Annotated in this window: 22 protein-coding genes; 11 read left to right on the forward strand and 11 right to left on the reverse strand. The window is 55.8% G+C overall.

The window, feature by feature from the left end; all coding sequences use genetic code 11:
• Nucleotides 1-92: 92 nt before the first annotated feature.
• The gene (locus VNX88_05355) at nucleotides 93-2,186 is read left to right on the forward strand and encodes a prolyl oligopeptidase family serine peptidase (protein ID HWY68068.1); all 2,094 of its coding nucleotides are present in this window, start codon (nucleotides 93-95) and stop codon (nucleotides 2,184-2,186) included.
• 118 nt (nucleotides 2,187-2,304) lie between these two features.
• Here the strand turns inward: VNX88_05355 and VNX88_05360 are convergent, their stop codons facing one another.
• On the reverse strand, nucleotides 2,305-3,375 hold the full coding sequence (locus tag VNX88_05360) for a peptidyl-alpha-hydroxyglycine alpha-amidating lyase family protein (GenBank protein ID HWY68069.1): 1,071 nt from the start codon (nucleotides 3,373-3,375) through the stop codon (nucleotides 2,305-2,307).
• A gap of 166 nt (nucleotides 3,376-3,541) precedes the next feature.
• Between VNX88_05360 and VNX88_05365 the strand changes: the two genes are divergently transcribed.
• A complete protein-coding gene (locus VNX88_05365) occupies nucleotides 3,542-4,558 on the forward strand; it encodes a YpdA family putative bacillithiol disulfide reductase (GenBank protein ID HWY68070.1) in 1,017 nt (338 codons plus the stop codon).
• Between the two features lie 16 nt (nucleotides 4,559-4,574).
• Here the strand turns inward: VNX88_05365 and VNX88_05370 are convergent, their stop codons facing one another.
• Entirely contained in the window at nucleotides 4,575-4,862 is a 288-nt protein-coding gene (locus VNX88_05370) for a hypothetical protein (GenBank protein HWY68071.1), read from the reverse strand.
• A gap of 225 nt (nucleotides 4,863-5,087) precedes the next feature.
• On the opposite strand from VNX88_05370, the gene VNX88_05375 reads away from it, so the two are divergent.
• From VNX88_05375 to VNX88_05385, 3 genes are all read left to right on the forward strand, one after another.
• Nucleotides 5,088-5,666 carry an outer membrane beta-barrel protein gene (locus tag VNX88_05375; GenBank protein ID HWY68072.1) on the forward strand — a complete coding sequence of 193 codons (579 nt, stop codon included), beginning with the start codon at nucleotides 5,088-5,090 and terminating at the stop codon, nucleotides 5,664-5,666.
• A 273-nt stretch (nucleotides 5,667-5,939) separates the two neighbouring features.
• On the forward strand, nucleotides 5,940-7,199 hold the full coding sequence (locus VNX88_05380) for a glycosyltransferase (GenBank protein ID HWY68073.1): 1,260 nt from the start codon (nucleotides 5,940-5,942) through the stop codon (nucleotides 7,197-7,199).
• Nucleotides 7,200-7,207: 8 nt separating this feature from the next.
• Nucleotides 7,208-8,011 carry a dolichyl-phosphate beta-glucosyltransferase gene (locus tag VNX88_05385; GenBank protein ID HWY68074.1) on the forward strand — a complete coding sequence of 268 codons (804 nt, stop codon included), beginning with the start codon at nucleotides 7,208-7,210 and terminating at the stop codon, nucleotides 8,009-8,011.
• Nucleotides 8,012-8,056: 45 nt separating this feature from the next.
• Here the strand turns inward: VNX88_05385 and VNX88_05390 are convergent, their stop codons facing one another.
• Nucleotides 8,057-8,941, reverse strand: coding sequence for a histone deacetylase (locus VNX88_05390; protein HWY68075.1), 885 nt, complete (start codon nucleotides 8,939-8,941; stop codon nucleotides 8,057-8,059).
• Between the two features lie 167 nt (nucleotides 8,942-9,108).
• Between VNX88_05390 and VNX88_05395 the strand changes: the two genes are divergently transcribed.
• From VNX88_05395 to VNX88_05405, 3 genes are all read left to right on the forward strand, one after another.
• Entirely contained in the window at nucleotides 9,109-10,479 is a 1,371-nt protein-coding gene (locus VNX88_05395) for an ethanolamine ammonia-lyase subunit EutB (protein HWY68076.1), read from the forward strand.
• Nucleotides 10,480-10,483: 4 nt separating this feature from the next.
• Nucleotides 10,484-11,251: an ethanolamine ammonia-lyase subunit EutC gene (gene eutC, locus VNX88_05400; protein ID HWY68077.1), complete on the forward strand. Its 768-nt coding sequence runs from the start codon at nucleotides 10,484-10,486 to the stop codon at nucleotides 11,249-11,251.
• A 103-nt stretch (nucleotides 11,252-11,354) separates the two neighbouring features.
• Nucleotides 11,355-11,975: a hypothetical protein gene (locus VNX88_05405; GenBank protein HWY68078.1), complete on the forward strand. Its 621-nt coding sequence runs from the start codon at nucleotides 11,355-11,357 to the stop codon at nucleotides 11,973-11,975.
• Between the two features lie 215 nt (nucleotides 11,976-12,190).
• Here the strand turns inward: VNX88_05405 and VNX88_05410 are convergent, their stop codons facing one another.
• The 3 genes from VNX88_05410 to VNX88_05420 form a co-directional block, all read right to left on the reverse strand.
• Nucleotides 12,191-14,662 carry an ABC transporter permease gene (locus tag VNX88_05410; protein HWY68079.1) on the reverse strand — a complete coding sequence of 824 codons (2,472 nt, stop codon included), beginning with the start codon at nucleotides 14,660-14,662 and terminating at the stop codon, nucleotides 12,191-12,193.
• 242 nt (nucleotides 14,663-14,904) lie between these two features.
• Nucleotides 14,905-16,266, reverse strand: a complete 1,362-nt coding sequence (locus VNX88_05415; GenBank protein HWY68080.1) for a Xaa-Pro peptidase family protein — start codon at nucleotides 16,264-16,266, stop codon at nucleotides 14,905-14,907.
• Nucleotides 16,267-16,626: 360 nt separating this feature from the next.
• A complete protein-coding gene (locus VNX88_05420) occupies nucleotides 16,627-18,273 on the reverse strand; it encodes a cellulose synthase family protein (protein HWY68081.1) in 1,647 nt (548 codons plus the stop codon).
• Nucleotides 18,274-18,407: 134 nt separating this feature from the next.
• Here VNX88_05420 and VNX88_05425 point away from each other — a divergent pair, with 134 nt between their 5' ends.
• Both VNX88_05425 and VNX88_05430 read left to right on the forward strand, forming a co-directional pair.
• A complete protein-coding gene (locus VNX88_05425; protein HWY68082.1) occupies nucleotides 18,408-18,827 on the forward strand; it encodes an AbrB/MazE/SpoVT family DNA-binding domain-containing protein in 420 nt (139 codons plus the stop codon).
• Nucleotides 18,824-19,240, forward strand: coding sequence for a type II toxin-antitoxin system VapC family toxin (locus VNX88_05430; protein HWY68083.1), 417 nt, complete (start codon nucleotides 18,824-18,826; stop codon nucleotides 19,238-19,240). Before VNX88_05425 ends, VNX88_05430 begins: the two co-directional genes overlap by 4 nt.
• Before the next feature lie 3 nt (nucleotides 19,241-19,243).
• On the opposite strand, the gene mqnC is transcribed toward VNX88_05430, so the two are convergent.
• From mqnC to VNX88_05450, 4 genes are all read right to left on the reverse strand, one after another.
• Nucleotides 19,244-20,290, reverse strand: coding sequence for a cyclic dehypoxanthinyl futalosine synthase (mqnC, locus tag VNX88_05435; protein HWY68084.1), 1,047 nt, complete (start codon nucleotides 20,288-20,290; stop codon nucleotides 19,244-19,246).
• A gap of 86 nt (nucleotides 20,291-20,376) precedes the next feature.
• Nucleotides 20,377-20,784: a type II toxin-antitoxin system VapC family toxin gene (locus VNX88_05440; GenBank protein HWY68085.1), complete on the reverse strand. Its 408-nt coding sequence runs from the start codon at nucleotides 20,782-20,784 to the stop codon at nucleotides 20,377-20,379.
• Nucleotides 20,784-21,014, reverse strand: a complete 231-nt coding sequence (vapB, locus tag VNX88_05445) for a type II toxin-antitoxin system VapB family antitoxin (GenBank protein ID HWY68086.1) — start codon at nucleotides 21,012-21,014, stop codon at nucleotides 20,784-20,786. The genes VNX88_05440 and vapB overlap by 1 nt, the downstream gene beginning before the upstream one ends.
• Nucleotides 21,015-21,084: 70 nt before the next feature.
• A complete protein-coding gene (locus tag VNX88_05450) occupies nucleotides 21,085-22,533 on the reverse strand; it encodes an aspartate ammonia-lyase (protein HWY68087.1) in 1,449 nt (482 codons plus the stop codon).
• A gap of 187 nt (nucleotides 22,534-22,720) precedes the next feature.
• On the opposite strand from VNX88_05450, the gene VNX88_05455 reads away from it, so the two are divergent.
• Nucleotides 22,721-24,676, forward strand: a complete 1,956-nt coding sequence (locus VNX88_05455) for a S9 family peptidase (protein ID HWY68088.1) — start codon at nucleotides 22,721-22,723, stop codon at nucleotides 24,674-24,676.
• An 86-nt stretch (nucleotides 24,677-24,762) separates the two neighbouring features.
• Here VNX88_05455 and VNX88_05460 read toward each other — a convergent pair whose 3' ends face one another.
• On the reverse strand, nucleotides 24,763-25,140 hold the full coding sequence (locus VNX88_05460; GenBank protein HWY68089.1) for a DoxX family protein: 378 nt from the start codon (nucleotides 25,138-25,140) through the stop codon (nucleotides 24,763-24,765).
• Nucleotides 25,141-25,224: the final 84 nt, after the last annotated feature.

The raw sequence follows: 25,224 nt of genomic DNA on the forward strand, positions 1-25,224 counted from the left end.
GAGATCACTTGAGAGCACCGAAATCTTTCCTCCTGTGTTTGCTGTTCGCTTCCATCCCAGCCTTCACTCAGAGCTTTACCGTTGAGCAAGTGATGAGTTCGCCGTTTCCATCCCAGCTCACCGCGGCTCCGGGTACCGATATCGTTGGCTGGGTGTTCAACAACAAGGGCGCGGACAACGTCTGGGTTGCCGCCGCTCCCGATTTCGTTGGCCGCCAGGTAACGCACTACTCCGGCGACGACGGCCAGCGCATTGCATCGCTCAAGATCACTCCTGACGGTCGAACCGTTCTCTATGCGCGTGGTTCGGAGTTGAATGGAGCTGGTCGGTCCGCGAACCCCCTTAGTCTGTCGGCCCAGCCAAAGCAACAGGTGTGGGCAGCCGATGTGGACAAGGGGGAACCGGGCGTGCTCGGGGACATGGGCTGCGAAGAGGAAGGCTGCGAGGACATCCAGATTTCGCCCGATGGGAAGTATGCCGTCTGGGAGACTAAGCATCAGCTATGGATCGCTCACACAACCGCTGCAGCCGGCGCCACAGCGAAGCAGCTGACCGACATTCGCGGCGAACTTTCGTGGCCGCAGTGGTCGCCTGATGGCAAGCATGTTGCTTTTCGCGTAGACCGCAAGTCGCATAGCTTTGCGGCTGTCGGAGATTTGTCAGCGAATCTTGATCAGTCGCTTTCATCGGCTGAGTTAGAGGCAGACAAAAAGATAGAGAAGAAGGATCAACCGCCGCTCCTGAGCGCCGTCCATTATCTTGCACCAAGCCCAGACCGAGACCTGTTCCCACGATGGTCGCCGGACGGAAAGCAGATTGCTTTCATTCGCACTGCAGGTCAGGAAAATAAACTTCCGCTCATTCCGGTTCGTCCGAGGCCGTGGTCGCTCTGGGTGGGCGACACGACGAACTACTCAGCGCGCCAGATTTGGAGTAGCGGCACAAGCCCCCGTGATTCTCTGCCACCCTTTGCGGGCGAGTCCCTGCAGTTCGCAGGGGATCGCGTTGTATTCGTCTCCGAGCAGACGAATCGCAATCATCTTTACTCGATTCCCGTTTCGGGCGGCCAAGCTGTGGAACTCACGCCTGGGGACTTCGATGTAGAGGACGTGGCTCCGAAAGCAACCGGTCGCAGCCTGATCGTCTACTCGTCGAACCAGGACGACGTTGACCGCCGCCACATCTGGAGCGTCGATGCCAAAGGCGGACCCTCACCAAAGGCACTCACGCGCGGAGAGACGATTGAATGGGCTCCCACTACCACTTCTGGAGATCGCATTTTCTGTCTCGGCTCTGCTGCGACGGTTCCTGCACTGCCGTATCGCATTAACGCTTCGGGCCGGGAGCTAATCGCTAAAGACGCGCTGCGAAAAGATTTTCCTTCGGCTTTACTCGTGGTGCCGAAGCAAGTCACGTTCAAGAGCAGCGACGGACTCACGATCCACGGACAGCTCTTTGTACCCAAGAATCAGACAGGCCGAGGCCCGGCGCTGATCTTTACTCATGGCGGCCCAAGCAGGCAGATGCTGCTTGGCTTCCATTACATGTACTACTACCACAACGCATATGCGGAGAATCAGTACCTTGCCAATTTGGGATACACGGTTCTGTCGGTGAACTACCGGCTCGGCATCATGTATGGGTATGACTTTCGTCAGCCGCCACAGGCAGGCTGGCGTGGCGCTTCGGAATACAACGATGTGCTTGCGGGCGTGCACTATCTCGAAGCGTTGCCCAATGTCGATCTCCAGCGAATCGGTTTGTGGGGCGGTTCCTATGGTGGATTTCTTACGGCGATGGGCCTTGCTCGCAACTCCGACATCTTCAAAGCTGGGGTTGACTTCCACGGCGTACATGATTGGTCGGCGCTCCTCCCGCAACGACCACGAATATTCGCGGAAGAGGCTCCGGACGCCAAAGAGGCGCTCCAGTTAGCCTTCTCGTCTTCTCCCAATTCGTCAGTCGACAAGTGGCGCTCTCCGGTTCTGCTGATTCACGGTGACGACGACCGCAACGTCCCCTTCAGTCAGACCACCGATCTTGTACAGCGGCTGAAGAAGCAGGGAGTCGAATACGAGGAGATCGTCTATCCCGACGAGATCCACGATCTGCTGCTATGGCGTGATTGGGTGAATTCTTACAAGGCCGCGGGAGCCTTCTTCGACAAGAAACTGAAAACGCACTGACGGAAACGCGAGGGAACGGAGAACACGAAGGCCACAAAGGCGCAAAAAAGAGGTCACGAAGCCAGATTGTTCGTGACCTCTGCCTTCGGCCTTCGCGACCTTCGTGTTCGCCGTTCCCCTATTTGGGCGGTTGCAGAATCAGTTTCTGGACACGCCAATTCAGAAGTTCCGCGACATATAGTTCATTCTCGTTAGGGCAGGATATTTCGTGAATCCAACCGAACTGTTTTAGCTGCTTGCCTGACTCTCCCAGAACCCCGAGGATCTTTCCGTCGAGCGTGAGCTTGTAGATGCGGCCAGGGAAAGCGTCGGAGCTGTATAACACCTGGTTTGGACTAGGCGTGATGCAGATGGTCCAGGGTGCTCCGGGGCTCATTGTGCCGGCGCTTTGTGTTGGTTTGTTCCCGATTGCGGGGCGAGCATCTGGGTTCATAGGAACGTCGATCGTGATCTGACGAAGGAACTTGCCCTCGCCATCAAAGACCTGAATGCGGCGGTTGCCGCGGTCTGCCACATAGATGTTGCCCTGCGCATCGGCCGCAATGCTGTGCGGAGTACTGAATTGTCCCGGTTGGTCGCCAGGCTCGCCCCACGACTTTAGCCAGTTGCCGTTCTTATCCACTTTGGCGACGCGGGAATTAACATACCCGTCGCTAATGTAAGTGTTGCCCGCAGCATCCCAGGTCATGTCGGTGACTTGACGAAACATTCCATCCACTGGTGGCAGGGGTGGCTTCGGATGCTTCAGCGGGCCAGTGCCTTCATCGGAAGCCTCCTGCTTTCGCCCAAATACCATCGCGACGTGACCGTCAGGATTGAACTTGATCACCATGTCGGATCCTTTGTCGGCGACCCAGATGTTGTCCTGGTTATCGATTTTCACGCTGTGTGCGTACGACCAGGCATAAAGATTGTGGCCAATCTCGCGAAGAAACTTACCGTCGGGGCCGAATTCGAGAAGTTGCGCACCGCTGGCAGCATATGCCGGCCCGGTGGTGTTACCACGAGAGAAGACAAACACGTGTCCCTTGGAATTTACGGCCACTCCGGCCACTTCGCCGAAGTACATGTCGCTGGGAAGCTTCAGGAAATCTGGCACAGAACGGTAAGAAATTTCCGGTACAGGAGCTTGTTGAGCCTGAACGAAGACTGCGGCAAAAAATACTAGGGTAGCAATTGCATTCTTCAACGAGGCCTCCAGCGCGGCAGAGATCGTCCGCGACTAAGTGGCCGCGATGATACGCAGTCACCTATTGGCTCATCAAGCCGTCATCATGAAATTTGGTTCTTCATCGCGAGAATAGCGAAGCGATGCCCATCCGGATTTCATCTATAGTTGGTCCAAGACATCCTTAGTGAGCACTGCTGACAACCTCGAGACTTTTGACCTGCTGGTGATCGGTGCCGGCCCGACAGGATTGGCGTGCGCAATAGAAGGTCAACGTGTTGGGCTCCGTGCTGTTCTAGTGGACAAGGGATGTCTGGTGAATTCTTTGTTCCACTATCCAGCCAACATGACGTTTTTCACGACGCCGGAATTGCTGGAGATCGGCGACATCCCGTTCAGCAGTCCAAATCAAAAACCCAATCGCGGCGAAGCGCTCGAGTATTACCGCAAAGTAGCGGAGCACTATTCACTGGACGTGCGGCAATATCAACGCGTCGAGCGTGTCGATGGGGCCGATGGCGATTTTCGCGTACATACAACCGACCGCTTCGGAAAGGCTCATTGCCACCGCTCGCAAAAGCTTGTTGTCGCTACCGGCTATTACGATTTGCCGAACTATATGAACGTTCCGGGTGAGGACTTAGCCAATGTAATGCATTACTACCGCGAGCCTCATCCGTATTACGACAACGACGTTCTAGTCATCGGCGGCAAGAACTCGGCGGCGATTGCCGCGCTCGAATTATGGCGTCATGGCGGTCGGGTGACCTTGGTACATCGCGGCCCAGCAATGCACAAAAACGTGAAGTACTGGATCCTTCCGGATATCGAGAATCGAATTCGCAACCAAGAGATAACTGCGTTCTTCAATTCTCAAGTGCTCGAAATTCGGGAGCGGAGCGTTTTGCTGGAGACACCAGCCGGCAAGATCGAGATCGCGAATGATTTTGTCTTTGCGTTGACCGGATACCATCCGGACTTCGATTTTCTAAAGTCGCTCGGTATCCAGATGGTTGGCAGCGAATGCCGTCCAGTGTGCGACCCGGAAACCCTTGAATCAAACGTTCTTGGAATTTACCTGGCGGGCGTGATCGTAGCCGGCGCTCGCACGAGCGAGATTTTTATCGAGAACGGGCGTTTCCATGGTCGCCAGATCGCGACAGACTTGGCGCGCAAGTTGTCCCCGCAGATTGTAAGCAAGTAGCCAGCAGACCTGACTTCTACGCCTCAGGCTCCAGATATCTAAGCCCCGCACCGGCTAGCTCACTGGCTTTCACCTGAATTTCATCGAACCGCAGATGTCCATCGCGCACGAGACGGTCAAAGTCCATTTCGAGTTCAGCGTCGGTGAGTGGAAGCGCCAACTTGTGATACAGCAGTTCGCGCAGATCGTCGTTGTTCATGCTTCCGGCAAATGAATTCCCGGCAAGATCTTCGTAGCGAACCTGATAGATGTCAGGCGCGCTGCCTAAACTAGCGTTCTTACGGATGTCGAGTGTACCGTGCATCCCGCACCCCCGTTTTCCTAGATACGCGAAGCGGTACAAGCATTTCCCCAATTCTGACCTATGTCAACTGTGAAGGTTCCCGCTACTCTCGTTCGCTGCCAACCTGCGCTTCGCGGTGCTCGTCTCAGTTAGGGTCATTTCACAGCAGCCCTTTTGCGTAGATGTTGCCAGTTCTGGTAGGCCGGGCTTGTGGAAGACGAGAGACCTGCATTGGGGGGAAGTTCCATGAAAACACGTCTAGCAATTATGCTGCTCGCAGTGGCAGCCTTTACTTCGGCTCCGGCGCTTCGCGCACAGGACCATGGTGAAATTGGGATATTCGGTGAAATGTTCCGAGCCTCAGCCAGTGACCTTAACCTGTTTGGTGTTGGCGGGAGAGTGGGATTGAATGTTCATCCCAACGTCGCTTTAGAGGTGGAAGGCTCCTACGATTTCTCGCAGAGCAACACGCAGAGCATTACGGGGATCGGTAACAATACAACGGTTTTCCGCTCGGATTTGCGAGCCACTCACTTTCAAGTCGGGCCGAAGTTCCAGCTTGGTACCAACTCACCCGTTCGAGCCTTCTTGTTTGCGAAGGGCGGCTTCGTCCGGTTCGGAGTAACCCCAGGACCAGTTACCTTCGGGGCATTTCCCACGCGCCTCGAAAGTACTGACTTGAATGGCACTTTCTATCCCGGCGGCGGAATCGAGTTCTTTCTGGGACCGATCGGTATTCGCGCCGATGCAGGCGACGAAATTTACTTCGATCGTGGAGCTCAGAACAACCTGAAGATCACTTTTGGTCCAACGATCCGCTTTTGAGAGTTGTTGAAACCGTCGAGGGCCGGAGTCTCTGGGCAGACTTCGGCCCTTTGCTTTTCTCGTGAGTGTTATCGATCAAGTAACCACTGGCTGAGGCAGAAATGGTTGCTTCACTTAAGGCCTCGAAAGCGCATAAAAACTAAGGTCGGGCACTTGGTGGCGTTGGTAGAAATATCGTGAAGATTTTTTCTAAGCTGCTGCCAACATCTGAGCAGAGTGCCTCATCTGTAAACACATGATCCGCTGAAGAGAATGGCGGACGGGCCCCAGACAATGAAAGTTTGTTTAGTCACAGCGTTCCCTCCCAGCTCAGAAAGACTTAACGAGTATGGGTTTCATCTCGCTAAAGAAATTAAAAAGCGGAACCTCGTCAGCCTGACGATTCTCGCCGATCAGATGGACACTCCGGCCTCGGAACTCCCGGGATTCGATGTTGACCGCTGCTGGAGGTTCAACTCCTTTCGGACGCCATTCGCGTTGCTGCGTGCCGCGCGGCGACATAAACCGGACGTAGTGTGGTTCAACCTGGTGTTTTCCAGTTTCGGGGATAAACCGATCCCTGCATTCCTCGGAATTTGTACGGCATTGCTCTTGCGGCTCTTCGGGTTCTATACGCACATCACGCTACATCACGTAATCGAATTCATCGATCTCTCCAAGGGGACGAAATTTCCGAGACTGTACAAGCTCTTCGGGGCAGTTGCTACGAAGCTGATGCTCTTCTCGGGATCGCTGACAGTATTGCTGCCTTCGTATCGCAAGGTGCTGCTGGAGACTTACGGTGGGGAATACGTGCACCTTCGCAAGCATGGCGTCTTTTCCGCCGCACCCAAGTTCCCGGACATCAGCCGGCGCGGAAATCCCGAACATCGAATTCTGGCATTTGGAAAATGGGGAACCTATAAGCGTCCCGAAATTCTGATTGAAGCCTTTGCGCAAATCGCCGATAAGTTTTCCAACGTGAAACTCGTGATCGCGGGTTCCAATCATCCGATGTGTCCCGGTTACGTCGAATCGCTGCGCGACCGATGGCGCGACTGTTCACGCATCGAGTTCCAGGGATATGTTCCCGAAGAGGAGATTGGAACTCTGTTCGCATCGGCGACCGTTCTGGTACTGCCTTACACCTCTGCCGGCGGACCAAGCGGAGTCGCTCATCAGGCATGCGAATTTGCGGTGCCGATCATCGGATCGGACATCCCCGATTTTCGCGACATGGCGAATACAGAAGAGCTCGCCATGTTGTTTTACGAAACTGGAAATCCCGACAGTCTGGCAAAAGTCCTGACTGATCTACTCGAGAAGCCGGCTCTGCAGCAGGAAATGGCGGAGCAAAATTTCTCGGTAGCGGTGCGGACGACGATGGAGAGGGTTGTGGGGCAGTATCTCCACTCGTTCGCGAAGACTCTTGCATTAAAGCGGCGGAATAAATCCTCAAGGCGTCTCCCCGTACGGACGGTCGACTACTGGCCGGCGGAGTTTGCTCAAGCGACGGAAGCGATCGAAGAAGAACTTCTCACGGTGAATTCCTAGGGTGTGCCATGTACTCGCTGAGCATTGTTATTCCCGCTTTTAACGAAGAATGCCGGCTCGAAGCTACGCTAGATAAGCTCGACGCATTTATCAAAAGCGCTGACTGGAACGCAGAAATTATCGTAGTAGACGATGGCTCGACTGACGGGACTGCCCGTCTGGTGATGCGCCACATGCAGAGCAAGCCTCAACTGCGTCTGCTGCAAAACCATCTCAACCGAGGGAAAGGCTTCAGTCTTCGTCGTGGCGTCGAAGCGGCGCTGGGAGACATCATTCTCTTAACAGACGCCGATCTCTCCGTACCGATGAACGAAGCGTACAGACTGCTCGAAGCAATTGCGCAAGGTGCAGATATTGCGATCGGTTCTCGTGGAGCACCAGGCGGCGTGTGTGCAGCGGCGCCCTGGCATCGACGCGTTTGCAGTGCAGGCTTCAAGATGGTGGTTCACTCCGTACTCGGGCTGCGCTTCGCCGATACACAATGCGGATTCAAAGCCTTCAAGCACAAGGCAGCTCGGTTAACGTTCTCGCGTCAACGCATTGAGCGCTGGGGATTCGATCCCGAGGTGCTGCTGCTGGCCGATAGGTTTTGCTTTGTCGTGAAAGAAGTCGGAGTCGAGTCCATTCACGACGACCGCAGCCGCTTGAACGTCGTCAGAGACTCGTTCCAGATGCTGTGCGAGGTCTTGAAGATCCGTTACCACATCCTGTTCGGTGTCTATAACCATCCGACGCCGAGCTATCAGACAATTTCTCCAGCAGCGGTGGCTGCAGTTGCCGGCGACTCGCTGAGAACTGTCACCCCTAACTAGCTCGAAGCTGCATTTTAGGGATCCGCGCCTGCGGATTCCTCTTCCTCACCCAAACACTTCTAATCCCGTGCGGTACACGTTCGCATGTGCTTCCGCAGTGAGCTCCAAGGGCAGGGAATATCCGCCGCCGAGAGTGATCACTAATAGAATGTCGTAACTGTGGGCGGCCAGCATCACGCGCCGGTCACGTTCCCGGAGACCTGCGTGAGTAAGTGCAAGGTGCCCGAGCTGATCGGAATGTAATGCGTCAACCCCAGACTGATAGAGGATGATGTCTGGTCGAAACGCCAGTACTTGTGGCAGCACGAAATCGAGGGCCGCCAGGTATTCATCGTCCCGTGCTCCGGCCGCCAACTCAACATCAAGAGTGCTTTCCTGTTTCCGCAATGGGAAGTTGCTGCGGCAGTGGATAGAAACGGTGAAGACGTCCGGATCGCCGGAGAAAATGCATGCGGTGCCGTCGCCTTGATGCACATCCAGATCGATCACGGCTGCACGCCGAATCCTGCCATCTCTTTGCAGGCAGCGAATTGCAACCGCCAGGTCATTAAAGACACAATATCCCGCGCCTGAGTCGGCAAAAGCATGGTGAGTACCGCCGGCGAGGTTTGCTCCCCAACCGTATTCGAACGCATCTTCCACCGCCGCCAATGTTCCTCCCAACGAAGTCAGAGTGCGACGGACAAGTCCTTCCGACCATGGAAAGCCAATGCGCCGAACAGCTGCAGGCGAGAGCGAGCCTGAGAGGAAATCGTCAACATATCTTTCGGAGTGCACCAGCTTCACGAGCTCGATCGGAGCGAATGGCGCCAACTGCAGAGTGAATCCATCGCAGGTGAGCCGCTCACGGATCAGCTTGTACTTACCTGCAGGAAACCGATGCGCGGCGGGGAGGTCGATTGCGTGGACATCGCAATGGTAAACGCGCATACACATAGGTTACAGGGGACAGGGGAACAGGCGACAGAGCAGACAAGACAGCGGATACAACAAAATGAAGGAACACGTGGTAGGGCGGGAGACGGTTTTTCAGCGCAACGAGGACTACTAGCAGTACACCCTTGTTCCCTGTAACCTGTCCCCTGTCCCCTAGAGTTATGCAGCGTTTCGCCGATCTGCGTGAGTTGTTCGCCAAGGCCAATGAGGTGAAGTCGGGCGATCAGCTAGCAGGGATCGCTGCACGATCCGAGCAGGAGCGGGTTGCGGCAAAATGCGCACTCGCTGACACTCAGCTCGCTGAAATACTTGCCAAGCCGCCGCTCGAAGACGAGGTCACTCGCCTCATCTATGACAGCTTTGACGAGAAAGCTTTCTCGCCGATTCGCACCCTGACGGTAGGCGCCTTTCGCGAGCACATTCTGAGTGATCTCACTTCTGCTGAGGAATTAGCTCCCTTGCAGTTGGGAATCACGCCTGAAATGGCGGCTGCCGTGGCGAAGATCATGAGCAACAAGGACCTGATCCTCGCCGCGTCGAAGATTCGCAATGTAACTCGCTGCAGGAACACCCTCGGAGAATCCGCCGTACTTGCCATCCGTACGCAACCGAACCACCCTGCCGACGACATTGGCGGAATCCTGCTGGCCGCGTTTGAAGGTCTGCTCTATGGCTGCGGTGACGCGGTAATCGGCGTAAATCCGGCGACGGATTCGGTCGAGAGCGTTTCTGCGATTCTGCACGCTTTGCAACGCCTGGTCACCGCTTACGAGATCCCGACACAGACCTGTTGCCTTGCGCACATCACCACGCAACTTGCGGCCATGGAGCGCGGTGCTCCTGTTGATCTGCTGTTCCAATCCGTCGCTGGCACTGAAGACGCGAATCGCAGTTTTGGAATAAGTGTGTCGTTGCTGCGCGAGGGACAAGAGCGCGTGCGCGAGCATCATCGCCAGCGGACCGACGTGCATTGGATCGGCGACAACGCCATGTACTTCGAAACCGGGCAGGGTAGCGCGCTCTCTGCCGAATCGCATCACGGCATCGATCAGCTCACGCTCGAGGCGCGAGCCTACGGAGTCGCGCGCGCATTTTCTCCTATGTTAGTAAACAGCGTGGTTGGATTCATCGGTCCTGAATATCTGTTCGACGAGCGGCAGATCATTCGCGCCGGACTCGAAGATCACTTCATGGGCAAGTTGCTGGGGCTTCCAATGGGCTGCGACGTGTGCTACACCAACCATGCCGAAGCCGATCAGAACTCCGCCGACAATCTCCTGGTTCTGCTTTCCGCCGCCGGATGCAATTACTTCATGGGCGTGCCGTGCTCCGACGATGTGATGCTCAATTACCAGTCCACCAGCTATCACGACGCACTGGCCATGCGCCGCCTCTTCCATCTTCGTCCAGCTCCGGAGTTTCTCGAGTGGCTCGAGAATCGCGGCATGTATCGTGACTCCCAGCCCGCGATGCTCGAAGGCCCCATGCGGCGCGAGCTGATGAGCAAAGCCGAAGAGCTCCTGAGCTGCTAAGACCATGGACAGCGATCTTTCACTTCGCATCCTCGAAAAGATTCGCCAGCGCACCCCCGCGCGCCTGCTTGCCGGCCACAGTGGTGGCGGCTATCGGACGTCGACGCAGCTCGAATTGCGGGCCGCCCATGCCGTGGCCCGCGATGCTGTCCGTACCGGCTTCGACCTCCAGCAACATCTGGGCAAGGAACTTATCGAGAGGTTCGGGATTTTCGAAGTCCCAACCCAGGCGATCTCTAAGGATGAATTTTTGTTACGTCCTGATTTGGGACGGAGGTTCTCTGCCATATCCGAGGAGAAGATCGCGAGCACGTGTGTCTCCGCGCCGGATCTTCAGATCGTGATCGGCGACGGGCTCTCCACGACCGCGATCGCGGTGCAAGTTCCGGCACTCCTGCCGCTCCTGATGCAGGGCGCAATTGTGCGCCAATGGAGCGTCGGCAAACCCTTCGCCGTCCGCTTCTGTCGCGTCGGTATTCTCAACGATGTCGGCAATCTCCTCCATCCACGTGTAGCGGTACTGCTGATCGGAGAGCGTCCTGGGCTGGCAACGGCTGAGAGCCTCTCCGCCTACATGGCCTATCGTCCCAGGGCGGGACAAACCGATGCCGATCGCAACCTGATCTCCAATATTCACTCTCGGGGAATCCAGAGCGACGAGGCAGCGACTCGGATCCTGAACCTCGCCGAGAAAATGATGCGAATGCAAACCAGTGGGGTGAAGATCAGGGAAGAGCTGCCGACCGGAGTCTCCGGACAAATCGGCAGGTGATCCGCAACTCTCACCCATGAGAAAACACCACGGAGATGGCAACGGGACCGCCCCAGCCGAATTCTTACCTTGCCAGAGACCCAAGATAATCAGAGGAGGCAACATGCATCGGCTTCTCACGTTTTTTGCTGCGTGCGCACTCAGCGGCGCTATGGCGTTTGCGCAGAGCACAGCGACCGACCCAGCCCCCGCCGGCGGAACGCGGCCCAGCGGCAACAGCACGAGCGCGGTTTCAAACAGCAATGCCACTTCGCCGTCGAGCGCACAGGGACAGACGAGCCGCACGCCGTCTACTCCCAACCAGGCACAGCCCGGCGAGAGCAATCCCGCAAATGCCGCCACGCGCGACGGGCAAGCCAATGGAACCGCCGTGCGTCCCAACACCGACAGCCGCAGCGCTAATCCGCCCGACAGCAGCGAGAACAACGGCATCAAAAGGGACGATACGGGAAGCAATCCTGCCAGTCCCCATGCTCCGGCTGCGAGTCCCAATACGGGATCCAGAGGAGTCGCACCATGGCTCTGGATCGCCCTCGGAGTCATCGCTATCATCGCCGTGATCAGCGCGCTGTCCGGCAGAAATCGAGCCGAAACGGACGTCGACGACAGAGATCCTCGCTGGCGTACTCCACGCGAGCCAGATGTCATCCGGCGCGAAGAGATCTACCGCGCCCGGCGCCACGACATCGACAGCGACGACGACCAGATTCGCCGTGCCTCGTGAGAGAGAGGCAATAGTAGCGATTAGCGGACAGCAACAAGGCAAGACGGATCGGCCCGAGCAACTTACCATTGGGTTGATCGAGTCTTGCCTTAGCTGTTTCTGGGTCCGAAATCCTTCTTTTGAAGTCTCAGGCCCTTCGCGGCTGATGTTGCCCTCATCTGGTTTCTGAAAGTTGATTAGCTAACGGCGAAACTGCTTGACCGATTGCCGGTTCTTCATTCTTGCCGCAGCGCAATGATCGGGTTCACCTTGGTTGCTCGCCGGGCAGGGATATAGGTCGCGATCAGTCCAACCAGGGCCAACAAGACTGGTAATAAGGCAAATGGCACAGGTGATCCTGGGCTGACGCCGTAAAGCAGGCTTGTAATCATGCGAGCGAGTGCAAAAGCCGCGATGAATCCGAGTACGAGTCCCGCCACTAGCGAAACCGAACTCTGGCGAACGATCATGGCCAGAATGTCTTCGCGCCGTGCTCCAAGAGCCATACGGATACCGATCTCGCGCACACGTTGGCCTACCGAGTAGGCGACTACGCCATAGACTCCGATCGCGGCAAGGATCATTGCCAGTGCGGCGAAGATGGTGAGCAGGCCGGCAGCGAACTTGGCGGCCCACAGCGCCTGGGAAATCACTTCTCCGATGGGCCACACATTCGTGAGGGGAAGGTTGCGATCGAGAGCTTGCACCCGCTCACGGACTGATGCAAGTGCGATGCTGGGATCGCCGGTCGAGCGGAAAAAGAGCGTGAGCGCAGGACTTGGAGTCTGAATCAGCGGCAGATACATGTATGGCGTAGGTTCTTCGCCGAGAGTTCCATACTTGGCGTCATGCGCAACTCCGACCACCTGAACGTAGTAGTCGAGGCCAAAGAATTTGAAACGCTTGCCCACCGCATCCTGATTGGGCCAAAAGCGCTTTGCGGTGGCCTCATTAATGACCGCCACTTTCGGGCTGTCTTCGCGGTCGGAGCTGTCGAATTGCCGCCCACGCAGAATGGGAATACCCATCGTCTGAAAATAATCAGGGGCAATGTTGTCGGTTTGCGTGAGGATCCCGTTCCGTGTAGAGGTACCCTCTTCCCCTTCCGGGAAGACGCTGCGTGCGATCGCCGTTCCGCCGAAAAGGGGAACATTCGTGCTAAGCGTTATGGAATTGATGCCAGGTAGACCCTGCGCGGCTTCAACGGCGCGGCGCTGGAATTCGCGCATGCGAGCCGGGTCATAGTTAAGGGCGCCAAGGTCGAATGAGAGCATCCCGAGATTGTGCGTATCGAAGCCCGGCTCGATTTTCTGGGCGTTGCGCAGGCTGACAAGAAATAGTCCCGCTCCAATCAGTGCGACCAGCGACAATGCGAACTGCAGGGTCACGAATGCGCCGCGGACCCCGAATTTGCGGCCGGAAAACACCTCGGATCCCGCTCGCTCCTTTAACTCAGTCACCAAGTCTGGACGCGAAGCCTGAAGCGCAGGGATCAGGCCGAAGACCACACCCGTGGCCAGAGAGATCAGCACAGTGAAAATCAAGACATGACTGTCGAGCGGCAGTTCCATGTTGCTGGCCTGCTGCAGGAACGGTGGCCGGAAGCTCCAAAGCAGATCGCGTGCCAAAAACGCCACTCCGAGTCCGACGATCCCGCCTGCAACCGCGAGCAAAATAGATTCCGTAAGAAGCTGCGTGACAATGCGCGCGCGCGATGCGCCTATGGCGAGCCGAATCGAGATTTCACGCTTCCGTCCGGCAGCTCGCGCCAGCAAAAGGTTGGAGATGTTGGCACAGCCGATGAGCAACACCAGGCCAACAACGGCCATCATCAATTGGCCTGCACGCTCTGCCTGTCCCTGAACGTTGGGATTCAGCGTTGATTCCAACAGCGGCACCACGGTGAAGCTGCGGCCCTTGTTTGGGGTAGGGAAGTCATGCTCGAGCTGTGAGCCCACGTTCTTCAGTTCCGCCCGCGCCTGATCGATGGTTACACCGGGTTTGAGTCGCCCAACAGCGGCGAAATTCAGAAATCGCCGGTCGTTGTACATCTCCTTGAGAACGCCGGCCAGCACCTGATCGTGCGTAGCCATCGGTACCCACATATCCGGACCGCCAAGCGCGGCGGTTCCCTTGAATCCGCGCGGCATCACGCCGACGATCGTGAAGCCCTGGCCGTTGAGCAGAACGTTCTGGCCAATGATGTTCGGATTGGAGGCGAAATAGCGCTGCCATACCCCGTGGGTGAGCACCACAACTCCGGCAGCTCCGGGCTGATCCTCGTCGGGACGGAAGGTCCGGCCAAGTGTTGCTTGCACTCCTAGGACGTCGAAGAAGTTGCCGGATACAAGCTCGGCGTTAAACGCCTGAGGCTTGCCATCGATGGTCATGCTCACACCCGCTCCGGTAAACATCAGTACCTTCGAGAACGATTGCGAGCGCTCGCTGACATCCTTGGCATTCGGCTGTGAAATCGGAAGGAATGTACTCAGCCCACCGCGGTTGCGCTGGTCGGTAGTAAAGATTCCCATCAGGTGATCGGGATCGTCCACCGGCAAGGGATGCAGGAAGATCGTGTTTACCACAGTGAAGATTGCGGTATTCGCGCCGATGCCGAGGGCAAGTGTGAGGATCGCGATCAAGCTGAATCCTCGTGCCTTTATCAATTGACGGATTCCGTACCGAATGTCCTGACGCAGCGATTCCATAGGCTCCTCCTGCGATGGTGCTTAGACGTGAAGCACGGGCGTTCGTTTCCACGCCTTTACCTGCGATAAAGCTCAAGGCGAATCCAGAACACGGATTGAACGGATCGGACGGATCAGAACAGCTGGTGATTGCTGTGAAGATCACCGCGACCTGTGATCACCTGCGGTAGGCTCAGCACGTATCCGTCCGATCCGTTGAATCCGTTCAATCCGTGTTCCGGATTTTGGTGTTCTCTCCTCCGCTATCGACTGCGGTTCTGGTTCATCGCCGCCTCAACCTCTTCAGCGGTGTGCGGCAGATCCTTTGTGATCTGTACTAGATTTCCCTGCTGGTCAACGTAGTAAATGTCTTCGATGCGAACGCCGAGCTTTTCCTCAGGAATGTAAATGCCAGGCTCGATGGTGAACACCATTCCTTTGTCGAGCGGGATCGAATAATCGCCGGAGTCGTGCACGTCAAGTCCGACGTAGTGCCCGAGTCCGTGAATGAAGTACTTGCCCAGAGAATTGCCATGCAGGTCTTTGCCGTGCGAATCGATGTAGTCGCGTGCGACCTTGTCGAGGGAATCACCCTCTTGTCCTCGACGCAGGTATGAGGAACCTGCTTTGAATGCCTGCATCGTAGCTTGTTGCGCCCCGAGAACAATGTTGTAGATTTCGCGCTGGCGCGCGGTGAAGCGCCCGCTCACTGGCGCTGTACGCGTGATGTCGGACGCATACATCGAATATTCGCCCGCCACATCCATTACCACCACATCGCCAGATTGCATGGTTCCCGAATCGGCAGAGTAGTGGAGCACGGTGGAATTGAATCCGGAGCCCACAATCGGTGCGTAGGCTGAGCGCTCGCATCCTCGGCGCTGATATTCGTATTGCATAAGAGCCTGAATCTCGCGTTCGCCCAAGCCGGGATGTATCGCCTTCAACGCCGCAACATGTCCGGCCATAGAGGCGCGAGTGGCTTTCACGACGAGATCGATTTCGCCCTGATCTTTCACTGTGCGAAGCTGTCCAATCAATTTCGTGACGTCCTGCAAGCCACCTGCTCCGCCGAGAGCTTGCCCGCGACGCAGCCATGCTAAGGGTTCTATCGAAGCCGAGTCCTGGTTGTAGCTCCCCAGATCGGAATAAACCGGCTTGCGTGCTGAACTCAGGATTGACGTGAGTTCGTCGTGCATCTTGTCGAGGGACTCGACGCGTTCGAAGCCGGTAATCTTGGTAACCTCGGCGTCTCCCGGACCAAGTTTCGGCCCAAGCCATTTCTCTTCAGCCAAATTGCGTGTGGGAAGGAAAAGAATCTCCGTATACGGACGTGAGGCAGCGTCCTTGGAATCCGCCTTCGCGTCTGCGGGCATGATCAGCAGCCCCGCTCCGGGCTCCGTCCACCCGGTGAGGTAGTAGAAGTTCGATTCCTGGTGGAATCCGAAAATTTCATCCGGCCGTTCAACCGGAGCGAACAAGACCACCACGCCGCCATTGGTCTTCTGCGAGAGAGCAACGCGCCGCTCGTGGTACACGCTAGCGTTCTGGCGTTCAAGCGCCAGGAGTGAGAAGGAAGATAGGAAAACAAGAGCAAGGAGGAGAGGAAGATTCTTCAGTCGCATGATAGGGAAGCGCGATTTTACACCGAGTGAGTTATCTGTCTAAACGGAGCACGAAACAAGAGCTCTTGCCGGGCGATGGCCCGGCGCTCCGGACAAAATTAGAAAGGTGAAGGCCAAGCGCCGTGCCCAAAAAAAGCCCGCAGGTTCGAAGCCTGCGGGTGGAGAGAACATTTTCGATTAGAGAGGGCGAAACTCCATGCGCCGGCAAGAACCCAGCTGGCCGGAGCCTGGGAGGAGCATCGTTGAAAGCCACCCCTGACTTCCCACAATGTCTCTTCGCTAAATAGACGTTCGAATAGCTGGAAAAGTTAGCGCGCGCCGCTCCCTGCACGCGACATTTACAACTCTTTACAGATGAGACTAGACACCCACCGGAAATGGTTTTGCGCTCTGAGGTTCAGCGAAACCGCTAAAGCGCTCGAAGCGTCCCTGCAAGAGCGACATAAGTCCCGTATACCAATAGCCAAGAACGAAGATTAGAAGGAAGGGCACCGTGATGTAATTCTCATTGCTCATCGCGTAGTACACGGTCGCAGCGAAATACGTCCCGATGAGGAGTTCGATCCAGGGTACGAAGCCGAGACGCTTGCGGTACTTACGCGCAGCGATCGACTTTTCTCCTTTGGCTTGCACACGATACTTGGGTGTTCGTTTGAAAGAAGACTTCACTCCGAACAGTGCTTCGATGACCGCCCGCGTGTTCGTAACCGTAAGCCCAATGCCGAGCGCCATGAGAAAGGGAAGATAAAGGAACGTCTTCGGCCACCCTCGCGGGAAGAGCTCCTTTTGCGATACCAAGTAGAAAGAAGATATCGAGAATGTCGACGCCATAAAGAGCGGCAAATCGATCACGAGCATCTGGAACCATCCCTGGTAAAAGCGGATGATCATCGCCGGCAGCAGCAGGGTTGAGAGCACCACCATAAACGGATAGCTGATGTTTGCCGTCAGGTGATACCACGCCTCCGTCTTTACCCTGAACGGCACGTCGGAGCGCAACACAGTTGGCAGAATCTTCTTGGCTGTCTGAATCAGACCTTTCGCCCATCGCGCCTGCTGAGTCTTGAATGCCGTCATCTCGATGGGGAGTTCGGCCGGGCACTCGACGTCCTGAAGATATTTGAACTCCCAGCCTTTGAGCTGGCTGCGGTAAGAAAGATCCGTGTCTTCAGTGAGGGTGTCGTGCTGCCATCCCCCGGCGTCTTCGATCGCCTGCCGCCGCCACATGCCGGCGGTGCCGTTGAAGTTGAAGAAGACGTGACTGCGTGAGCGTCCTCCGTGTTCGAGGACGAAGTGTCCGTCCAGCAGAATCGCTTCCACGTTGGTCAGGAAGGAGTAGTCGCGGTTCAGGTGCGTCCATCGCGTCTGCACCATTCCGATTTTGGGATCGGCGAAGTGGTGGACTACCCGCATCAGCCAATCTTCCGGCGGCACAAAGTCGGCATCGAAGATGGCGATGAACTCACCGTTCGCCGTCTTCATTCCCTCCTGGAGCGCTCCGGCCTTGAATCCATGACGATTGCTGCGATGGTGGTAAGAGATTGGATATCCCAGCGCCGCGTAGCGCTCGACAACGGCGTTCGCGACTTCGACGGTCTCATCTGTCGAATCATCCAGTACTTGGATATCCAGCTTCTCGCGCGGGTACTCCATCTTGCAGACGGCATCGACCAGCCGGTCGATCACGAACTGCTCATTGAAAATAGGAAGCTGCACGGTGACTCGGGGCAGATCTGCAAAACGATTCGGCGGCTCTTCTACCTTGTTTTTGCGATGCTTGTAATAGAGGTAGACAAGAACATAGCGGTGAATGCCGTATGAGGCCAGGACGAATAGGACGATGAAGTAGGGAATCAGCAGGGCAACGTCGAAGCTGTTGAGACGGTAGAGTCCCTTGAAGCCAAACCCATTAACCCTGATATCGCCAAAGTGACTCCTGAAGTAATGCACGAGCCCATGAGGCGCAAGTAGGGCGAGGGTCAGAAATGAGGGGAAAGAAAAGGACATTCGGCGCGCAAACGATCCGTAACCATTGTAGCTGACTAGAGAGGATGCGTTCTGGCATAAATCCCGAACGTCTTACTTTCCAAGGGTATAATGTAAGCAAGACATCTTAACAAGGGTTAGAAGGGCAAGACGTTATGACAATCCGGTCAAAGCAGACGGTCACTCCTAAGGAATTGGCTGCTCAATTAAGAATGACTGAGAAGCAAGTTCGTCGTTTTCTGCGATCGATGCCGTTCTATGACGATGGGATCTATACGAAGTATGAATGGTCGAAGCATGACCCAATCCTGCCGAGAATAGCTGCCTCCATCAATGCCAGAAAGCGTTCGAGCCGCCAGAGTGTCGTGACATCAAAGGGTCAATTGGTGATTCCCGCCGCAATTCGTCGTCGTTATCACATCAAGAGCGGCACACAGGTGCACATTGAGGAACTCGACGGTGGAATACTCCTGCGCCCTATCACCGATCAGAGTATCGAGCGAGTGCGGGGGATATTGGCGGGGAAAGGCTTGCCTGAACGGATTGAGAAAGAGACCGATCGCGACATCCGATGAAGACTCACGTCTTGGATGCGAACGCTCTATACAGATTCCTGCAGAATGGACCCGGGGCCGACATAGTTGAGCAGCTCTTTAAGGAAGCCAATCGCGCTCATACTCCGGTATTGATGTCTGTCGTTAACTGGGGGGAAGTGCATTACACGATTACAAGAGATAGCGGAATCGGAGCCGCCAACACCGCTCTCAAGCAGCTCGAGAACCTTCCTGTGGCTGTGCTGATGGCGGAAATAGAACAGACCAGATCTGCCGCAGTGTTGAAAGCTTCCTACGGCTTGCCGTATGCAGATTGCTTTGCTGCCGCTCTGACGGGTCAATCAGGTGTTCTGGTGACGGCCGATGTAAAGGACTTCGCCCGCATCCCGTGGCTCCAGATACTTGCCTTGCCGGTTCACAAACCTGGTCGCTGAAGTTCAATTCAGAAACATCGTCCGGTAAAGTGTGTCTCTCTGCACTGGCCTGAAGCCGGCGTCGCGGATGATGTGGCGAAGCTCTTCTTCTGTCGTACAGTTCGAGGTGCCCGCAGCGCGTACAACGTTCTCTTCGAGCATCACCGACCCAACGTCGTTGCCACCGAAGCGCAATCCGAGTTGCAGGACTTTCAGTCCTTGCGTTACCCAACTGGCCTGCACGTTTTCAATGTTGTCGAGGAAGAGGCGCGAGATCGCCAGCAGCTTCAAATACTCTACAGAAGTTGCCTCGTCCCACTTTCGTCCGCCGAGTGCGGTGTTCTTGGGCTGGAAGCTCCAGGGGATGAACGCCGTAAATCCACCGGTTTCTTGCTGTAGGTCGTAGACGGCCTGGAAGTGATTGATGCGTTGCTCGTAAGTCTCGCCTACTCCGAACATCATGGTCGCGGTGGTGCGCATGCCGAGCTGATGTGCAGTGCGATGGACATTCAGCCAGTCGCCGGTCAGGCATTTGAGTCGCGCAATGCGATGGCGAACATCGTCGTCGAGGATCTCGGCGCCGCCTCCCGGAATGGAATCGAGGCCGGCGGCACGCAGGCGCATGATGGTGTCGCGAATGCTGAGTCCGCTGTATTCCGCGATAGCAATGATCTCCGAAGCCGAAAAGCAATGCAGATGGACTTTAGGAAACCGTTCTTTGATGCCGTGCAGCAGGCGCTCGAACCAATCGATTTTCAAATCCGGATGCAAGCCGCCCTGCATCAACACGCCTGTGCCACCGACTTCAACGGTTTCCCGGATCTTCTCGTAAATCGTATCGAAGTCGAGGATGTAACCTTCCGCTGCGAGCTTGCCTTTGAGTGGCCGATAAAAGGCACAGAAAGTGCAGTACTCAGTGCAGAAGTTGGTGTAGTTGATGTTGCGGTCGATGATGTAGGTAACCACGCCTTCCGGGTGCAGCTTACGCCGCAAGGCATCGGCTTCCATCCCGATGCCAATCAGATCGTCGGAGCGGAACATATCGAGAGCTTGCTGTCGGGTCAGGGACATATCAGTCTGGATATGATTTTATGGGAACTCCTTCAAGCGGTCTAATTCCGGACGAAAGCTACATAAAGAGCGCGGACACAACGGAACTAGGCAATCCAGTTTTGCGTCTTAAGCCCTCGCACTCGCCGAAATTCTTTCTGGTTATTGGTTACCAAGGTTAATCCATCCGCCAGCGCGTGTGCGGCAATCCACAAATCGTTGTTGCCGATCAACTCGCCTCTCGTTTCCAATTCAGCGCGGATCGTCCCGTAACGATCGGCAGCGGCCTCAGGCAAGGGAAGAGGAGGAAGAACAGTCGTAAGTTCGCGCAAATGCTCAAGGGCGGCGATGGAATACTTGCTTTTTCTGGCCCCGTAAATCAGCTCGCCGTAGGTAATGATGGAGAGCCCAGCCTCTCCAGGGCGGAGCTTCTCAAGATGCTGGAGAACACTCTGCGGCTTCTTCTGGCGGATATAGATACAAATGTTCGTATCGAGCAGATACAAGACCTCCATCAAAGTCCCTTGCGCTTTTGTGGGTAGTCTTTGGTTCGATTTGGTATTTCGAGATCGTCTGGTAAGCCGGCAAGTAAGTGGAATGCTCTTGCTAAGGTTCCCGCCTTTTCACGAATGACGAGTTCATCGCCGCGACGAAAGATCTCGACTTCTTTGCTCTTGAACCGGAATTCCTTCGGTAGGCGTAAAGCCTGGCTATTTCCTGAACGGAACACCTTTGCGGTCGCCATGATTCAGCCTCTTTCGCATATGTATATACCTCAAGTATATACTAAGCTGGCGTTGAGCAAAAGTGGAAAATCAGCGAGCCTTGATCGCTTCTCTCTTTTTCGCAGCGTCGAGCGGGCGTTGCGGTTCCGTCATGTTCACCGGATCAAGGATTTCAGCGATTTCCTCTTCTTTTAGGAGTCCCTTGGAGCGCGCGATGTCGATGATCGACTTTCCCGTCTCAACCGATTCCTTCACGATTTCTGCCGCTTTTTGATATCCGATGTATGGATTCAGCGCCGTTGCAAGCGAGACCGTGCTCTCGGCGTAGAACTGGCACCGTTCTTTGTTCACTGTAAGGCCGCTGATGCAGAACTTGTCGAACTGACGCAGCATGTTGGTCATGATCGTGATCGACTGCAGCACGCTGTAGGTCATCGTCGGCATCATGACGTTTAGTTCGAGTTGTCCGCCCTGAACGGCCATAGCAACTGCGGTGTCGTTGCCGACAACCTGGAAAGAAACCATTGCTGCGAGTTCGGGCATTACAGGATTGATCTTGCCCGGCATGATTGACGATCCAGGCTGCAGTGCGGGCAAGTAAATTTCCGCGAATCCCGTATTGGGACCTGATGATAGTAAGCGTACGTCGTTCGAGATGCGTATTACCTCAAGCGCGAGATTTCGCAAGCCGCCTGAGATCTCCGCCATAGGCGCATTCGATTGCATGGCCCAGCGCATATCCACGGCCGGCATGAGCTTCTGGCCGGAGATGCGCATGAGCTTGACAATCGCCAGCCCACGATAGTCAGGGTGTGTATTGATGCCGGTGCCCACGGCCGATCCCCCGAGCCCCAGCTCGTGCAAGTCCTCAGAGTTGCTGCGAATATTCTGCGCAGCTTTTCGGATCGTCAGTCCATACGCGGCAAACTCCTGGCCGAGGCGAATCGGCACCGCGTCCTGCATGTGCGTGCGCCCTGACTTCATTACTTCCCAAAACTCCTTGCCCTTCTTCTCAAAGCTGGCCGCGATCGCGTCGAGCACCGGATAAAGTTTCTCCAGCTCAATCAGCGTGGCCAGGCGCATTGCGGTAGGGAAGACATCGTTGGTGGACTGTCCGTAGTTGACGTGATCGTTGGGGTGAACTCGTTTGTATTCGCCGAGCTTGCCGCCGAGAATCTCCTCCGCCCGATTGGCGATCACTTCGTTCGAATTCATGTGGAAGCTGACACCTGCGCCAGCCTGGAAGACATCGACAACGAACTCACGGTCCCACTTGCCGTCAATAACTTCCTGGGCAGCGGTAATGATGGCGTCGGCAACTCTCACATCGATTAATCCGAGCTCCTTATTGGCTTCGGCTGCGGCCCGCTTAATCATGCCAATAGCACGAATCAGCGTCGGGTGAGCTCGCATTCCCGAAATCGGATAGTTCTCCACCGCGCGGGCGGTTTGTACGCCGTAATAGACATGTGCTGGAATCTCTTTTGGACCGATGGAGTCTTTCTCTAAGCGGGTGCCAACAGAAGGGGCCGTGGACATGATTGCTCCTGAACCAGGGATGTACAGAGTCGTACTGGAAGCACAGCCGAACCTTCGATTATAAGCGATGCTTCGATGGCTACTGTATGCTATGGCCGCGACGAAATGGCGGCTCGCCTGATCAGGCTTTTCAATGAGTAAGCGGGGAAGTTGCAGAACACGCAAGCGTCGCACTAAGGAGGACCTCATGAGAACACTTGTGTGCCTAGTGCTTCTTGGTACCGCATTCGCCGTTTCCGGTCCCAACGACCGGCAAATCACCGATCCGAAATCCGTAACCTCACAGCAGAATGCTGATGCCAAGGCCGTTCCCGTCGAAGATCTGTTCTTCACGCGACTCATCTCTGACGCGGCCTGGTCGCCGGATGGCAAGCAGATCGAGCTGAGCACTACGCTTACCGGGCGCGCGAACTTGTGGCGAGTGGCAGCTAACGGAAGTTGGCCAACACAGATTGTGCAGTCCGACGAGCGTCAACACGAAGGCCAGTGGTCACCGGATAGCAAGTGGATTGCCTTCACGCAGGACAAGGGCGGTAACGAGCTTTGGGATATCTATGTAGTTTCGAGCAACGGATCGCAGCTCACCAACCTGAGCAACACGCCTGACGTTCGAGAGCAGTCGCCACGCTGGTCGCGCGACGGCCAGTGGCTCGCGTGCATCGTCAAGCCCAAGGATGCGTCTTCCTACAACGTCGCCGTTCTCGAAGTGGCGACTCACCAACTGCGCCAGCTCACGCACGAAAGCGATCCACAATACACATGGTCGCTTGTGGACTGGAGTCCGGATGGCAAGACTCTGTACGCAAATCGCGGCGACCTCCTAGGGGCCAACACAGATGTCTATGGGATCGATGCCGTTTCGGGAAGTGCAACAAACCTCACGCCACACTCCGGCAAGTCTTCGCACACGGGCACTTCGCTCTCTCGCGATGGCCGCCAAATTCTGCTTGCCTCGAACGAAAAAGGCGGATTCGAGAACATCGCCCTGCTCGATGTTGCCAGTCGAAAGATGACTTGGGTCACCGACACCCAGTGGGAGGCGAGCCCCGGCGAATTTTCCCCCGATGGCGTGCATTTCAGCTACGAGCTCAATCAGGACGGACGTAGAGACGTATATCTCGGCGATCGCAATGGGCAATCGCGCCAGCTCAAAATGCCCGAGGGGATCACTGGTCTTTTGGGAACGCAACACTTCTCCCCCGATGGCAAGAGCTTGATGCTTGCTCATGCGGGCTCGAATACTCCAAACGATCTCTGGATTTACGATACAAGTGCCAACCAGGCGCGGCAGCTCACGCATTCCGCGTTAGCAAGCTTGACTCCGCAAAACTTTCCGCAATCTCAGATCGTGCATTACAAGAGCTTCGACGGGAAGACTATCAGCGCCTTTCTCTACACGCCGTTTAATTTGAAACGCGATGGATCGAATCCCGTCGTTCTCTATCCGCACGGTGGTCCTACCGGTCAATCGGAGGACACGTTCAATCGAACGATTAACGCGCTAGTCTCGCGCGGGTACATCGTGATCGCGCCGAATCCGCGAGGCTCGAGTGGATATGGAATCGATTTCCAGAACGCCAATTATCAAGACCTGGGGAATGGCGATCTGAAAGACGATATGGCCGCCGTCCAATTTGTTCTCGACACAGGCTACGCCGATCCTAAGAAGGTCGGAGTTACCGGCGGCTCCTACGGCGGATACACCACGTTAATGGCTGTCGGCAAGTATCCTCAGACGTTTGCCGTGGCCGTGGACCTTTTTGGTCCACTCGATTGGTTCAGCATGATGAAGAACTCCGATCCACTTTTGCAGCAGTACATCGTGAGTCTGCTCGGAGATCCGCAGAAGAATCGGGCCGTCTATGAAAACACATCCCCAAGCAAGTATGTGGCGAACATCAAGGCTCCGCTGCTGGTTCTGCAGGGGGAAAACGATCCTCGAGTCCCAAAAGAGGAAACAGATCAAGTGGTCGATATGCTGAAGAAGCGCGGTAATGTGGTCGATGTCCACTACTACCCGGCCGAAGGCCACGGTTTCGCCAAGCGCGAAAACCAGATCGATGCCATCAAGCGGACGCTGGACTGGTTTGAGAAGTATCTGCCTACAGGAGCCGCTGCGCATCCTGCCTCGGGTGGACGGTGACGTGAGGCGTTCGGGTCTCCTCCAGCGCACCATCCTCCCGAGTTCAAAGCGTAAATCTGGAACGAAAAAACCGACCAGAACCTGCCCTACGTCGCAGCCGTCGCTTGCCACTTGCGACTGGACGGACGCGTTGCATAAGAAACGGCCAGGAATACCAGCAACACGACCGGAATAAACGCTGTCGGGCCATCTTTGGCCAAATAGTGCGCAACGAATGCTGCGATCCAGGCGAAGGTGAATCCAGCGTAAGCCCACTCTTTGAGCTTGGGAAGTCCAGGAGCTACAAGGACGATCGCTCCCAGGAGTTTGGCAATCCCAAGCAGAATGCGCAACTGCTGTGGATATCCCACGTGAGCGAACCCTTGAACTGCCTGAGAATTGCCCGTCAGATAGCTGACGGCGGCAAAGGCCGACATCGCGGCCAATAGACCTGTGATTATCCAGTAGATCACTTTCTGTGCCATGCAGTGGTTTCCCCTTTGATTGGTGGAAGAACAGCAACAGATGATAAACGCGCCAGGCAAGCCACAAAACAAATAAGCGGGCCG

Source organism: Terriglobales bacterium (genome assembly GCA_035567895.1).
GTDB lineage: Bacteria > Acidobacteriota > Terriglobia > Terriglobales > Acidobacteriaceae > Gp1-AA112.